10 protein-coding genes are annotated in these 15,441 nt (G+C 46.1%); 5 read left to right on the top strand and 5 right to left on the bottom strand.

Annotated elements, in window-relative coordinates:
- Positions 1 to 2: 2 nt before the first annotated feature.
- Positions 3 to 449 carry a hypothetical protein gene (locus H6F73_RS07150; protein ID WP_190758073.1) on the bottom strand — a complete coding sequence of 149 codons (447 nt, stop codon included), beginning with the start codon at positions 447 to 449 and terminating at the stop codon, positions 3 to 5.
- Between the two features lie 369 nt (positions 450 to 818).
- Here H6F73_RS07150 and H6F73_RS07145 point away from each other — a divergent pair, with 369 nt between their 5' ends.
- Positions 819 to 1,346: a lysozyme inhibitor LprI family protein gene (locus H6F73_RS07145; RefSeq protein ID WP_190758072.1), complete on the top strand. Its 528-nt coding sequence runs from the start codon at positions 819 to 821 to the stop codon at positions 1,344 to 1,346.
- Between the two features lie 166 nt (positions 1,347 to 1,512).
- Positions 1,513 to 2,379, top strand: coding sequence for a lysozyme inhibitor LprI family protein (locus tag H6F73_RS07140; RefSeq protein ID WP_190758071.1), 867 nt, complete (start codon positions 1,513 to 1,515; stop codon positions 2,377 to 2,379).
- A gap of 90 nt (positions 2,380 to 2,469) precedes the next feature.
- Here H6F73_RS07140 and H6F73_RS07135 read toward each other — a convergent pair whose 3' ends face one another.
- From H6F73_RS07135 to H6F73_RS07125, 3 genes are all read right to left on the bottom strand, one after another.
- Positions 2,470 to 4,041 carry a metallophosphoesterase gene (locus H6F73_RS07135; RefSeq protein ID WP_190758070.1) on the bottom strand — a complete coding sequence of 524 codons (1,572 nt, stop codon included), beginning with the start codon at positions 4,039 to 4,041 and terminating at the stop codon, positions 2,470 to 2,472.
- 194 nt (positions 4,042 to 4,235) lie between these two features.
- On the bottom strand, positions 4,236 to 6,191 hold the full coding sequence (ggt, locus tag H6F73_RS07130; protein WP_242072359.1) for a gamma-glutamyltransferase: 1,956 nt from the start codon (positions 6,189 to 6,191) through the stop codon (positions 4,236 to 4,238).
- A gap of 53 nt (positions 6,192 to 6,244) precedes the next feature.
- On the bottom strand, positions 6,245 to 7,660 hold the full coding sequence (locus H6F73_RS07125; RefSeq protein WP_190758069.1) for an S-layer homology domain-containing protein: 1,416 nt from the start codon (positions 7,658 to 7,660) through the stop codon (positions 6,245 to 6,247).
- A gap of 665 nt (positions 7,661 to 8,325) precedes the next feature.
- On the opposite strand from H6F73_RS07125, the gene H6F73_RS07120 reads away from it, so the two are divergent.
- Entirely contained in the window at positions 8,326 to 11,700 is a 3,375-nt protein-coding gene (locus H6F73_RS07120; protein ID WP_190758068.1) for an ATP-binding protein, read from the top strand.
- 73 nt (positions 11,701 to 11,773) lie between these two features.
- Here H6F73_RS07120 and H6F73_RS07115 read toward each other — a convergent pair whose 3' ends face one another.
- The gene (locus H6F73_RS07115; protein ID WP_190758067.1) at positions 11,774 to 12,040 is read right to left on the bottom strand and encodes a hypothetical protein; all 267 of its coding nucleotides are present in this window, start codon (positions 12,038 to 12,040) and stop codon (positions 11,774 to 11,776) included.
- 256 nt (positions 12,041 to 12,296) lie between these two features.
- On the opposite strand from H6F73_RS07115, the gene H6F73_RS07110 reads away from it, so the two are divergent.
- Together H6F73_RS07110 and H6F73_RS07105 are read left to right on the top strand one after the other, a co-directional pair.
- Positions 12,297 to 13,775 carry a folate/biopterin family MFS transporter gene (locus tag H6F73_RS07110; RefSeq protein ID WP_190758357.1) on the top strand — a complete coding sequence of 493 codons (1,479 nt, stop codon included), beginning with the start codon at positions 12,297 to 12,299 and terminating at the stop codon, positions 13,773 to 13,775.
- 150 nt (positions 13,776 to 13,925) lie between these two features.
- Complete coding sequence (locus tag H6F73_RS07105; RefSeq protein WP_190758066.1) at positions 13,926 to 15,425, top strand: carotenoid oxygenase family protein; 1,500 nt, start codon at positions 13,926 to 13,928, stop codon at positions 15,423 to 15,425.
- Positions 15,426 to 15,441: the final 16 nt, after the last annotated feature.

Here is a 15,441-nt window from a genome sequence, read left to right as displayed (position 1 = left end):
AATTACCTTGAAAGTGCATACTTCGATCCGTCATAACACCAGGTTGCCACAGCATCAGGTGGAACCGGAAAATTCAGGCAAGGCAGTCCATTTTGTACCCGGTTAGATACGGTAATATTAGATTCAGTGAGATAGACTCCTAACACTCGCTGATAATTTTGGCCGGCAGGAATATATCCCACATGAAGGCATCCCGTTGCACCACAAAGATTCGCACTTTTGAATTCAATAAGATAAAGTGGAACTTGTTGACCGGCTTCCCGCACAGTTTGGATGGTGGTTTTATCGGGTTCAACCTCACTGGAAGCATTTTCAGAAATGGCTTGTTCGATTAAACCGGCAGGGACACCTTCTTCATCCTGCCACTGTGCTGTTGTGTATGACTGTAGGCCAAACAAAAGCAGTGATGTTAAGGATACCATGCCTAAAATCTGTTTTGTTTTTAACATATTCGCTCAAGTTTCTTTCAGGGTTATCTATAGCAATTATTTTAAACGGCAAATGCCCGTTGAGTCAGAACGGATTTTTAAAAAAGTTTAAATAAAGTTAAAGATTGAGGAGGAGTTGATACCGGCTCTTGATTCTCACCAGTTTAACTGAGTTAAGTCCCTCTCTAGCGCCCTGCCGGCTTTGTCGTACCCTAACCCAAGTCACCCTTGATTTACAACTATCACTAGAAGCTTTAAAGTTTTAATAAATCTTATGAAAATTAGCCAATTTATCATGTTTAATTGAGGAGAGACACAGAAAGCTTATTACCAGATCACCTGAACCCTGGTAAGGGAATTCGCTGCCGGTGTAACACTAAAGGAGAAGAAATGCTTAAGAATATCTCAAAACTTGATAGCCATCGGATAAGTGTAGTCAGAAAACAGATAATTTCCGTTATTCTAATCGCAATTGGGCTTTTATCACTCCTCTCTACTCCCAGCCTAGCGGCACCGGAAAACATCAATTGCTCTAAACCCACATCGGAAGTCGAACTCAAATATTGCGCCGGCTTGTCTTATGAAGCCGCAGACAAACGTTTAAATGAGATTTATCAGCAAGTCCTTTTAACCTTAAGCCCCGATAAAAAAAATCAACTCATTGAGATTCAGCAAACTTGGATTAAATTGCGAGACGGTAGCTGCGAGTTTGAAACTTATCTTTACCGAACCTCAACAGGATATGGAACTGCACTCCTCCAATGCCTTGAACGACTAACAAGACGACGCACGGCTGCTTTAGAAGAGTATCTATCTTTTAGAGGCGGCCAAAATCTACCGAAAACTTTAAACCTTTTGACAAAAGGGGACAATATTAAAAAGCAACAAACTTTATTCAACGAGTCGAAAGGCTCGTGAGATGCTGTCAATTTGGCAGTTTAGGTATTGCTTGTCCTCAGTTAACTTCCACCTTTTTCTTAGCAAAATCAGAGCTATTGCACTAATTTTTTGCTTGAGATAAGTGCAACGCTAACGAAAAGGTGATGCTCGAAAATTATTGTAATCTTGAAAAATAGAGAAAACTATGCTTAGAAAATTCAGAACTTCTGCTATTCTGGCAGTCATTGCACTCTTATCATTCTTCGCAAGTTTAAGCATTGCGGCATCAGGGGACATTATTGCCCAAAATGTTGATTGCAAAAATGCCACAACCACGCCTGAAATGATAACTTGTTCCACTCAGTCTTATCAAGCCGCAGATAAACAGTTAAATGAGGTTTATCAAAAAGTTCTTGCGGTGGTAAGTGGGGAGCAAAAAGACCGGCTCATAGAGGTGGAGAATACATGGATTAAGTTTCGTGATAGCAGTTGCGGTTTTGAAATACCTGCTTCGCCAGATGGACGGGAATATCCAATATTTCGGAATGGATGTTTTGAAAAACTGACGAAAGAGCGCACGGAAGATTTACAAAAGTATCTGACTCAACTCAATGATTTTGATCCCGCAAAGACACCCAATAATAATTCTCCAGTTGGAACGCTCCCCGATGGAAATTATCGCTATGTTACCGCTCAACTCTCGTCAAAAGTTGTGAGTGACGAAGAATTAGTGAAAGCGGGAGGTTTTTACTTTTTATTCCGTAAGAAAGGAAATCAGATTCTTGGTTATTACAATCAAATTGATTCAGGAAACACGATTTGCATTGATGGCAAAGTGAATGGAAATACTGTAGCCGGCCAAGCTGTAGAAACTTCTGAACCACCTTTCAACACGAAGGAAACCGTAATTAGCACCGGCGAACAATTTGTGAAGTGGGATCTGGCGAGAAACTTGGATGTTCGTCGAGGTCAAAAGGTAGGCAATAAGATTCGGTATAGGAGTGCTTTGTTGAATCTTAAGGATTTTAGTCGCATCAATGCCGGCAATCGACAACCACCGAGAAGCTGTTAGTAAGTCATGAAGTTTGGAGATTGAAGCCGGGATTAGAAGTTGAGATTTTTCACGATTATGGTGTTCTGTCTCTCCTTCGCCGGCTCAAACTTAAATCTCAAAGGATTCGCTTTCGTGATGTGTCCATTGCCGCTGAAAGCGTTCGGAGATAAACGGACGGACGATAAATTTAGGCGGAAAACCATCCTTAACATCAATTCGCAGAAAAGAATAAGGCCGGCGTTTTTTAGAACCGTGTCCCTTACGACCGATAAAAAGCTGGGACTGGGCGACTTTTAGTAGATCCTTGCCTTCAGTTTCCCAGAAAGTTTCCATCAAATCCGGCCCTTCTTCCCGCTGCCGGCGCAGACTGTAACCACTGCCACCGCAAACAATCCAATTAAGGTTAGAATCCGCATGGCCGGTATCATCGCTGCGAAGATATTCCAAGCAGTGAGCGTGACCGTTTAAAATTAAATCCACAAGCGGACGCCCTTGCGCCTGATCTCCAACTACCACAGACACCCCATCCAACACCCAGCGGAGATGCCGGCGAACGGTTAAAGTTTGCGCCTGCTGCCATTTTGTTGCCTCAGTCACATAGGGGGGATGGTGAAAATAAATCACCCGTCCGCGCACTCCTTCAGTATTCCATGATTCGATGAGTTGTTGTTTGAGCCAATCAAGTTGTTCAAAATCAGTAACCGTTGTTGCGTCGGCTGCCAGTTGTTTATTAATATCAATCGTTAACTCTTCAAGTTGCTCTAACTTAGTCCGCAAATCGTCGAGATGTTCTGCTTCATCGGGGACATTGGGGTTAAGACGAGACGAAGTTTCGGCAATTTCAACTTGTTGTTGGTCTAACTCATCCCGGCGCTTTTCTAACAGACGGCGGTAAGCATCCCCTTCTTTGGTTGCCGGCAACGGTGGGGGTGCATTAAAAGTATTTGAATCGAGGGCAAAAAAGTCAATTCCACCGTAACGAAAGCTATAATAACGGTTAGGTAAGCGAGTAAAACGTCCGGGTTCGTAACGCAGACATCGCCCGGTTTCTGTTGTGGCGGTGTAATGCCGGTCTAAATGATTTCCCAGCTCCCAATCGTTAACGCCTTGAAGGTAATCGAGGAACGCTTTCGCATACGCTTTGCCTTGCCCTGAACCATGCAAACCTATATCAAGATCCAGCCGAGATCGCAGCAACCGGCGAAGTGGCAGCGCGACTAAAGACATCACACCGTAGACTAAAGGCAAGTCATAGTAATCGTGATTGCCCAACACCGGCAGAAACGGCAAGTTAAACACCATCTTGTCATAATCAATGCGGTCAGGATGCTCGCCGCCGGCAAGAAACTCTCGATAAGGCTTGATAAAGTTTTCGGGGTAATATTCGCTCGATCCCACGAGATAAATCACGTCGCCGGTGTGCAGCACAAACCGGCAACTGTCTCGCTGTAGCGCCATTTGTTCTGCAATTTGCCGTTGTGGGTTTTGACTGCCATGCCGGCCCGATCCGCTATCTCCGACAACCAAAAATGAAAACTCTGGAGAGTCGTCTTTGCCATCGTCCACAACCATTCGGGTTTGATCGATAGAACGTTCGGCAATCATGGAGTGCCGCCACCGCACCCGCTCATTCATCTTGCGGATTTTAACAGTGATCGATGGGTCGGACACGAATTGCATGACTCTTTACTCCCAGATTCCCAACTTCGACAAGCCTTGTACCTTTGTAACCAGAATGGATACTCAAGGGCAATTACATTCCATCTTCCCAGATGTGCGTAAAAACTTGTCTTTTGCCTTTTTTATCAATGGTTTTTAAAACCCTCGCGCCGCAACTTCCCCATCAGCTGCTCCTTCTAACGTCCCATCCGGCGTTACCACGACCACATTGGCATTGGCATTGCCTCAAAAAAGCCTCGCGCCGCACCTTCCCCACGCGGATCGGCTGCTCCTTCTAATGTCCCATCCGGTGTTACCACAACCACATTGCCATTGCCCCAAACGGGTTGCACATCAATCTGATGACCCCGCCGGCGCAATTCTTCTAGCGTTGCCGGATCAAACCCCCAAGGTTCCACCCGCAGTTGATCAGGCAACCATTGATGGTGCAAACGCGGCGCAGAAACCGCAGCACCGGCATCCATCTCATAAACCAGCACATTCAGCACAATTTGCAGCACGGTGGTGATAATGGTACTGCCACCCGGAGCACCGGCAGCCATCCGCAATTTGCCATTTTCCCTGACAATCACCGGCGTCATACTGGAAAGCGGCGTTTTTCCCGGTGCGATCGCATTGGCTTCGCTGCCTACCAACCCGAATAGATTCGGTGTATTCAGTGCGATCGCAAAATCATCCATCTCGTTGTTAAGCAGAATGCCGGTTCCCTCCGCCACGACGCCGGCACCAAAGGGACCGTTCACGGTAAAGGTTAAGCTGACAACATTGTGCTCTGCATCCACCACTGTTAAATGCGTGGTATCTTGGGATTCACCCTTGGCAAATCGGCTTAGTGTCTCGGCATCTACCGGCTTCACTTCAGTTGCCGGTCTGGCTCGTCCCATCTCGATTTCCTGACGCCGTAATTTAGCATAATCTGGGCTAATCAGCGACGCCACCGGCACCTTCACAAAATCCGGATCTCCCAAATGTTTAGAACGATCCGCATAAGCAATTTTCATGGCTTCCGCGATTAGGTGCAGTGCGTCTGGATGGTGCCAACCCAAAGATTTTAAATTTGTATCCCCGATAATATTTAAAATTTCTAACAGGTGAACCCCACCCGAAGAAGGCGGCGGCATGGAGCAAATTTCCACTTGCAGCGCCACCCCACACAGCGGTTCACGCCAGATCGGTTTGTAAGCTTTCAGGTCTTCCAGGGTGATTAAACCGCCATTTTTCGCCATATCTGCAGCGATCGCCTGGGCAGTGACGCCGGTGTAAAAACTTTGGGGATCTGCGGCAATATTCTGCAAGGTTTGGGCCAAACTCCACTGCTGCAAACGCTCTCCCACGGCGTACATCCTCCCATCAACGGTGAAAATCTCGCGGGCGGCTGGGTTACTCAGCAGCATCTCTTTGCGATATTCTGCATAGGTCACGTACTTCCGGCCTACTAAAAAACCTTGATTTGCCAGACGAATTGCCGGCTGCACCACTGATGACCAGGGCAATTTTCCATACTGCCGGTGAACTTCATATAACCCGGCAACCGTTCCCGGTACACCCGCCGCCAGATGTCCGTTTAGGCTAGAATTTGGGCGCACCTTACCCGCTTGATCCAGGTACATATCTCGCGTTGCCGCCAGGGGTGCGCGTTCCCGAAAGTCCAACGCCTTCACATCTTTTGTACCGGCTTGGTGCAGCAGCAAAAACCCACCACCCCCAATGCCGGCGGAAAATGGCTCAACCACAGAAATTGCAAAAGCCGTCGCCACTGCTGCATCAACGGCATTGCCACCCTGTTCCAACATCGCCACACCGGCATCACTTCCCGAAGGATGAGCAGAGACAACCATGCCTTTTTGACTGCGTTCCGGTTGCACAAACGCTGCCGGTGCCGGTGCCGGTAAAAGTAAGATGGAAACTGCAATCAGGAAGATATCTTTATACCTGAAATTTTTTCCGCAATCCTTTGTTTTCGTGACATTTTCTCGATGCCGGCTCACCCACTTAAACTTAAAATCCCCAGCTAATAACGAAAGTCGGATGAATCCGACTGAAGAGGAATATTTTTTCCTTTCAGGGACATTTTCAAGGGGTGACTTTTTATTTCTGCTATTAGCCAGAGAATTCATTTTTTTGTGAGGGAGCGTTACTGGCGGTTTCATGATTTAGAAAATTTCCACTAATAAAACGATTGCCTTTTTTCTTCTTACTTTCTTTACTGAGAATAGCCGATACTGCGAAGGAATCCCCGTAAATTTTCCAAATATTGCGTGCGATCACTGCCGGCATAATTACTCTGCACTTCACTCCAGGCTTCGCGACCTTGACCCAGCAAGAATTGATTCGCAAGATATGCCGCTAAGACTGATCTGACATCCTGACCTTGAATGAGCCGAGATTCATAATCTTGCAATAATTTACTAGAATTATCTGCGACTAAAATCGGATATTGACGAGTAACATCAAACATCTGCCCTTGCCGGTATTGCCAAATTTGAAGAGGAGCTGCCGCTTCCTCATAAGTCGAAGCAAATCGCAAGCCAAATCGCGGATCTTGACTTTCAAATTCTGGCACACCATCCTGATTGAAATCTCTGAGATTGTAGCCGGCATATCCCCACGGTTGTTGCAGATAAGTATACTGTCCAGATGCGGGAAGATAGCGATAAATCAAAGAATAAGTACAGCAGCCTTCCCCGCGTGGAAATAAATCGATTAACAGTTCCGGTTCCGTATCGCCATCTAAATCAAGCAATCGAAATGCTAAGGAAGAACTGACGCCGCCACCAACCGGCAACGGAGAGTCTAGCAACGTTTGCCCGGCTTGTTCAACTTTGACACGCAGGTTGCTGAACACATAATTTTCTTTCTGATAAGTCAGCTGCGCCCGCACTTGTCCGTTGGGAGAGGTTTGAACATTGGTTTGGATGCCTCCAGAACTTGGGGGGGCGACGACATACTGCTGCGCGACCGGCGAAGCTTTCCCGGAACTAGCAAGTGCTTGACAGACAAAGGCTGCGACTTCTGCCCGTGTTGCCGGCTGGTTGGGTTGAAGGAAGCGGATTTCGGGATAGTTGACAATTAACCCTCTTTCTGTTGCGGCAACGATTGAATTGAGGGCATAATCGGGAATCGATTTCGCATCATCATAAACCAGCCCTAACTCGCTGACGGCAAAGTTAGTCGGTGCCAAGTTTAATCCATTGGTTAAGGAAACGATTGCTTGAACACGAGTCAGGGGTTCATCGGGTTGGAAGACGCCACTGGGAAAGCCGGCAAGAAAGCCGGTTTGACGGGCAGTGCGAACTGCGGTGCCGGTGCGGGTACGGGTGGGAACATCAAAAAATGGGACGTCGTTGCCGACTGCCGGTGCACTGAAAAACGCTTGAGCGACAACTGTGGCAAATTCCCCCCGCGACATTAGCGCATTCGGACGGAATGTACCATCGAGATAGCCGGTGACAACACCCTGCTGTGCCAATCGTTCAATGCACAATTGCGCCCAATGCCCCTGCACATCTTCAAAGGTTGTGCGGGCTAAGGCTGGGCTGTGAATTGCCAAGGGAGCAAGGCTGCCGGTTGTCAGTCCCAAGGCTGCAAGGAATGCCGAGCCTGTTTGCCATCTGCCCATTTTTACCACCTCTATAAAATTACACGCTGACCGATAATATTTTTTATGATGGCGATCCAAGTTTTTTGGTTGCCAGAACCCAGCCCACTGTCTTTGTTTGGATTTTACCGAATTCTGGAGTGGGTGTGCCGGCCATCTATCTTACAGTAATGTTGTTTCGCTTGCTTTGAGATGTTTTATAGATTGCTTACAGCGCCTAGTCACCTATCCAAAACAAGCCAATTTCAGGATTAACATATCGGCAGTTGCCCAAACCAGCCCACCCATCACTTGCCGGCCATAAAAGTGACTAACAGAACACTTTTTTGTTTAAGTATTTGTGCTAATTTTTACGGCATCTTGTGTTGCTGCAATCGCCCATGTATCAGTTATCAAATCCTCCAATAAAAAAATGAAGAAACAAGGTTATTTCAGATATTTATAAAAACCTTTAATTTTAGGTTTCAGTGAAAATGCTAGCTTTATAAACAAAAAAACAGGCATTTATTAGTTTTGAGCAGTAATTTAATCATTACAAAAAAACAGTAAGTATTATAAAAACTTAAATAAATATGAATTATTACATTTTTTTACATTGTCTTTTATTTTCTAATGATCTGGGATAACCCATATAAGGCTTGTGCAACTCCCTTATACTTTTTTTACAGCATACTCGGCTCACCCCCATGTCAACCGAATTTTTGAACCGTTTAGTTGCCCGATTTCCTAAGCAGATTTCTTTGCAAGCCGTTCTCATTGTTCCTTTTATCCTGCAAATCTTTGCCGCAGTGGGACTGACCGGCTGGCTGTCGTTTCGCAACGGGCAAAAGGCAGTAAACGAGCTGACTGCTCAGTTGCAAACCGCCGCCACAGCCCGCATTGAAGAACGCTTTCGTCCCTACTTAGAAACCCCCCACATTGTCAATCAGATAAACCTCGATGCTATCGAGCAGGGTTTATTGCGCCCGCGAGACTTGAGCAGCATCGAGAGCTACTTGTTGAAACAGCTCAACTTGTTTCAAGCGGTGGGCTATATTGAATGGGGCAATGAGTTTGGAGAATTTATTGGAGTGGTGCGAGTTCGTGATGATGGCACTCTTAACATTGAAGCCGCCGACGCCTCCACCCGAAATCACTACTATACCTACACGGTAAACAGCAAAGGTCACCGAGACAAACTTTTAAGAGATAATGGACCCTACGATCCTCGAAAACGGCCTTGGTATAAAGCCGCGATGCAACAAGGGAAACCGGGCTGGAGTCCAGTTTATCTCGGCTATGGCACAGCGGAAGTTGTAACCGATGCCATTGTTCCTGTCTACGACAAAAACGGCAAGAAGTTAGGCGTTTTAGGAACGACTTTATTTCTCTCACAAATTGGTGACTTTCTCCGCAACTTAAAAATTAGTCCTTCCGCACAGAGCTTTATCGTTGAACGTTCGGGATTATTGATTGCTTCTTCCACGCTTGATAAGCCGTTTGTCATGCGAAACGGTCAGGCAGAACGGATGAAAGCGACCGAAAGCAAAGATATTTTAATTCGCTCCACTGCAAAGTATTTAATCGAGCGCTTTGGCAATCTTAGCGAAATTAATAGTAGCCAGTTTCTGACCTTCGAGCTAAATGACCAGCAGGAATTTCTTCAGATAACTCCGTTGCGTGACAATCGAGGTCTGGATTGGTTGATAGTTGTGGTGGTTCCTGAAGCAGACTTCATGGAACAGATAAACCAGAATACCCGCACTACAATTGTGCTGTGTATTGTTTCCTTATGCTTGGCAACCGGCATCGGAATTCTCACAGCCCGCTGGATAACCCGACCAGTTCACCAATTAAACCAAGCCTCACAAGCCATTGCCAGAGGAGAATTTGATCGTCTCGTTGCCGTCAAAGGGATTAGCGAACTAAAAACCCTAGCCCAGTCCTTCGCCGGCATGGCTGGACAATTGAAAGCATCATTTGTCAGATTAGAAGCACAAAACGAAGAATTAAAGCGCCTAGATCAACTCAAAGATGAGTTTTTAGCAAATACCTCTCACGAACTCCGCACTCCCCTCAATGGCATCATTGGCATTGCCGAATCCTTGGTAGATGGCGCAACCGGCCAATTGCCGGCAGCCACCGCAGCAAACCTTAACTTAATTGCCTCTAGTGGTCGTCGTTTGTCAAGGCTAATCAATGATGTTCTCGACTTCTCCAAACTCCGGCATAAAAACTTAGAACTACAACTCAAACCCGTAGACTTACGAGCAGTGACCCAGGTAGTTTTAACCCTAAGTAACCCCTTAATTGCCAATAAAAACTTGCAACTCGTGAACGCCATTCCCGTTGCTTTACCCCTTGTAGAAGCTGACGAAGATCGTCTGCAACAAATTTTGCACAACCTCGTCGGCAACGCCATTAAATTCACTCCCTATGGAACCATCACTCTCTCAGCCGAAATCCTCAACACTCAGCCGTCAGTGACGAATGAGAATGAAAAAATAGCGATTACTATCTCCGACACAGGAATTGGGATTCCTGAAGATAAATTTGAGAGCATCTTTGAATCCTTTGAACAAGCCGAAGGTTCCACCGCTAGAGAATATGGAGGTACAGGACTGGGACTTGCTGTTACAAAAAAACTGGTGGAATTGCACGGAGGAGAAATTAGCGTTAAATCTCAACTGGGACAAGGTTCGCAATTTACATTTACCTTACCCATTTCTCAGGCTCAAGTTAAATCTACGAAAGCCCCTACTGCTATTTCTGATAGTGTTCCTTTAGAGTTAGTGCTTCCTTTAGCACGGCCAGAAAATGAAACAATCCTAAATCAAAAGCAATTCAAAGTCTTGATAGTAGATGATGAACCCGTTAACCTTCAGGTACTTGTAAACATTCTCTCTCTATACAATTATGCGATTACCAAAGCCAGTAACGGACAAGAAGCTCTGGAAATTATTCAAGAAGGTTTTATTCCCGACCTCATTTTACTGGATGTGATGATGCCGAAAATGACGGGGTATGAAGTGTGCCAACAAATTCGCGAACGCTTTCCCGCACACGAACTCCCGATTGTCATGCTAACGGCAAAAAATCAAGTCGCAGATATTGTGGCAGGATTTGAATCGGGAGCCAATGATTATCTCTGCAAGCCGATTCAAAAACAAGAAATGCTAGCTCGAATTAAAACGCATTTGTATTTAGCTAAATTAACTTCTGCTTATGGGCGATTTGTTCCGCATAATTTTCTCAAGTTCTTAGAGAAAGAAAGCATTATTGATGTCAATTTTGGAGATCAAATGCAACAAGAAATGACCGTCATGTTTTCTGATATTCGATCATTTACAACGCTGTCAGAGTCTATGACGACCCAGGAAACTTTTAGTTTTATCAACTCTTATTTAAGCCGCGTTAGCCCCTTAATTCGTCAGCACAAGGGATTTATTGATAAATACATCGGCGATGCAATTATGGCTTTGTTTCCTGAGTCAGCTTCGGACGCTATCTTGGCGGCACTGGCTATGCAAAAAGAAGTGAGACTCTATAACCAACATCGTCAGAAAGTCGGTTACGCTCCCATTAAAATTGGCATAGGCTTGCATACAGGCAATTTAATGCTCGGAACCGTTGGTGAATCGGAACGGATGGACACAACCGTAATTTCTGATGCCGTCAATCTAGCATCTCGGTTGGAAGGATTAACTAAGGTTTATGGAGCCGGTATTTTGGTGAGCGAACAGACCATTGCCCAACTGAAAAATGTATCGAGCATTCAGTATCGCTTTCTAGATCGGGTTCGGGTGAAAGGGAAGAGTGAAGCGGTTGCAGTCTATGAAGTGTATGATGAAAAGTTGGACTCGTCAAACTTGTTAAAGAGCGAAACGCGAGGGCTTTTTGAACAAGCGTTTTCAGCTTATAGCCGGCAAGATTTTCCTAAGGCAAAAAAACAGTTTCAAGAAATATTAGCGATAAATGCCCACGATAAAGCTGCCATGCTTTATGTAAAACGATGCCAGGAATATCTGCATTATGGTGTTTCCCAAGGGTGGGAAGGTGTGACGACTCTCGATTTTAAGTAAAAAGTCTGGCGTGGCTGATATCGTGTTGATTACATTCCCCACAAAAATATTTGGTCTTTTCTCCATAAACGGACTAATCAATAAAGTTGCCGGCATCACTACCGCCCATGAATCCTGATTCGTGGCTGCCGGCAAAAAAATTTCTCAGCCTCATCAAAACTTGAGAACTTAATGCTCTGCCTGATCGATATTGCGCTGATGCTGATGGACAAATGCGAGGACAATGCCTGATTTTCCTGAAAATACTCGTAAAGTTTAAAACTTCCTGGGAAATATCCTCCAATTTATACAGATTATTGCTTCTTTGTTGAACCGGCTTTGTTGGCTCTAAGTTCGGCATCTGGTATCTGATAAACCGCTTGAAGACGCTCTTATACTGGGTAGTACCGGCTAAATTGATGGAATTTTCAAATTTTCTGATCCAAATAACTCTTTGATGAGATAGCACCGGCACAGTATTTATCCGATTGTTGTCTTCTTACCACAGACCGATATTTCTTGATTGTGGCCCCTTCTTCACATCCTCCCTAGTCGGCAGCCACTCACTGAGAACGGTATGATATAAAAGTTGAAGCTTCTTAATGAATTTTAATCAAATGTTGATTTCTTCCTCTGGCCTAGCCAAGTTCAAAGAATCAATAACAGAAAAAGTGTTTTTTGGCAATGAGCCAACCCCAGAATTAATCGCAATCTTACTTGTTTATTTCGTTCAAGGAATTCTGGGGTTAGCGCGTCTCGCCGTCAGTTTCTTTCTCAAAGACGAACTGGGGTTGAGTCCTGCCGAAGTGTCGGCTTTGTTTGGGGTTGTCGCTTTGCCCTGGATAATCAAACCTTTGTTTGGCTTTATTTCCGATGGCTTGCCGATTCTAAACTACCGCCGGCGTCCCTACCTCATTCTATCAGGGCTGTTAGGGACATCCGCTTGGGTAGCCCTGGCCACCGTCGTTCATAACGCCTGGGCTGCTACCGCTGCGATCGCTTTGAGTTCTCTCGCTGTCGCTGTCAGTGACGTGATTGTAGACTCCCTCGTGGTGGAACGGGCGCGGCAAGAATCTGCTAGCACTGCCGGCTCGCTGCAATCAGTCTGCTGGGGCGCTTCTTCTCTAGGCGCATTAATCACAGCGTACTTTAGCGGTGCTTTACTCCAACACTTCAGCACCCACACGATCTTTCTGATCACGGCATCCTTCCCCCTCATCGTCTCAGCCGTCGCTTGGTTAATTGCCGAGTCGCCGGTGACTGAGCAACCCAACTTCGACACAGTCAAGCAGCAAATTGGGCAGCTGCGTCAAGCGATTACCCAGAAAGCGATCTGGATGCCGACTGCTTTTCTTTTCATCTTGCAAGTTACGCCAACGGCTGACGCTGCCTTTTTCTACTTCACCACCAATGAATTAGGCTTTGAACCGGAATTTCTGGGTCGTGTGCGCCTTGTCACCAGCATCGCCTCTCTTGCCGGCGTCTGGTTATTTCAGCGCTTCTTTAAATCTGTCCCCTTTCGCACCATTTTCGGCTGGTCAACTTTAATTTCAGCCGTTTTGGGGATGACAACTCTATTGTTGGTTACTCATGCTAACCGTGCATTGGGAATTGATGATCACTGGTTTAGTTTGGGCGACAGCCTGGTACTGACGGTGATGGGGCAAATTGCTTATATGCCGGTGTTGGTGTTAGCTGCACGTCTTTGTCCACCCGGTGTTGAAGCAACTTTATTTGCTTTGCTAATGTCTGTAACGAATTTGGCTGGGCTGCTTTCTTATCAATTTGGTGCGCTGTTGATGCACTGGTTTGGTATCACTCAGACTAATTTTGACAAACTTTGGTTGTTGGTTTTGATTACGAATCTTTCGACGCTTCTGCCGCTTCCTTTTCTGGGTTTGCTGCCGGCAAGTAGTGCTCAAAGTGATGGAGAAGGTGCGACTGCAGAATCATTACCGGCTCTTGAACCTGGGTTTAGCAGTGCTAAGCCGGTGGGGCAGCATCTTGTCCCGGATTTTATGCCGGAATTGTTGCCGGCGGGGGGTTTGTCTGATAAGCACCCGACTGATGATAGCGCAGCGTGCCGTGAGGCATAGGCAGATAATCTGCTAAAGGTTTGTGTCTTTGGAGTTTACGAATTAACCGCAGATAATAGCGCAGCCTGCCACAGGCTAACGCAGATTTTTATTGACTTAATCTGCCTATTTCTGCTTTTCAAAAATTACAAAACAAGAGGTTTTACCATCATGCAGAATCTACAGATTGCGGGGCCGGCACCAACATCTGAAAAGGTGCCCTACAACCGCAATGACTGGCAGCGCGGTTATGAATCTCAACCGAATGAACATGACTACTGGATTGATGACATAGAGGGTCAAATTCCGCCGGAACTTCACGGCACTTTCTTTCGGAATGGCCCTGGTTTGCTGGATGTGAATGGCGAACGCATCCATCACCCGTTTGATGGGGATGGCATGGTGTGTTCGGTCGGTTTCTCTAATGGTCGCGCCCACTTCCGCAACCGCTTTGTCCACACTGAGGGTTATTTAGCCGAAAAGAAAGCCGGGAAAATTCTCCATCGCGGTGTATTTGGCACACAAAAAGCGGGCGGTTGGTTGGCTAATATTTTTGATATCAAGATGAAAAATATTGCCAACACTCATATTATTTATTGGGGTGGCAAACTTCTGGCATTATGGGAAGCGGCTGAACCCCACCGGCTTGATCCTCACACCTTAGAAACGATTGGGTTAGATTCGCTTGATGGTGTTTTAAAAGCCGGTGACGCTTTTGCGGCTCATCCCCGAATTGAAAATAGGCAGGAAAATGGGGAGCAGAGATTAGTTAATTTCTCTGTCAAACCCGGACTTTCCACCACGATTACGATTTACGAATTAGATGTGGATGGCAAAGTTGTAGAGCGTCATGCTCACTCGGTTCCGGGTTTTGCTTTCCTGCATGATATGGCGATTACGCCGAATTATTGCATCTTTTTCCAAAATCCTGTTTCGCTCAATCCTCTGCCTTTCTTGTTAGGATTGCGGAGCGCCGGCCAATGTTTGCAATTTAACCCGAATCAACCAACGCGAGTCATTATTATTCCCCGTGATGGTAAGCGTGAGGTTCAAATTTTAGACACTGAGCCTTGTTTTGTCTTCCACCACGCGAATGCTTGGGAAGAAGGGGATAACATTTTTGTGGACTCGGTTTGTTATGAGTCTTTCCCCAGTGTTGAGCCAGATGGAGACTTCCGCGACGTTGATTTTGAGGCGATTCCTGCCGGCGAATTGTGGCGGTTGCGGGTGAATTTGCAGGAGAAAACCGTACGGCATCAGGTGGTAGAAAGCCGGTGTTGTGAGTTTCCCACGTTGCATCCCGATAATGTGGGACGCTCTTACCGATACTTATATATTGGTGCGGCGGATGCCCCCACCGGCAATGCGCCATTGCAAGCTGTGCTGAAAATTGATTTAGTCACGGGAAATCGCCAAATGTGGAGTGCCGCACCACGGGGGTTTGCCGGTGAGCCGGTGTTTGTACCGCGTCCGGGTAGTACGGCTGAGGATGATGGCTGGCTGATCATGTTGGTTTATGATAGCGCTCACCATCGTTCTGATGTGGTCATTTTAGATGCGCGTGACTTAAATAAAGGGCCGGTGGCGCGTCTGCATTTGAAGCATCATGTGCCTTATGGCTTGCATGGCAGTTTCACGCCTGAGTATTTTGGCCCTAATGCCGGTGTGTAAGGAAATTGTCAACTAA

It is taken from the genome of Microcoleus sp. FACHB-68 (assembly GCF_014695715.1).
Lineage (GTDB): Bacteria > Cyanobacteriota > Cyanobacteriia > Cyanobacteriales > Oscillatoriaceae > FACHB-68.
Note: the sequence above shows the minus strand (reverse complement) of the source record. Positions and strands in the feature narration are given on the sequence as shown.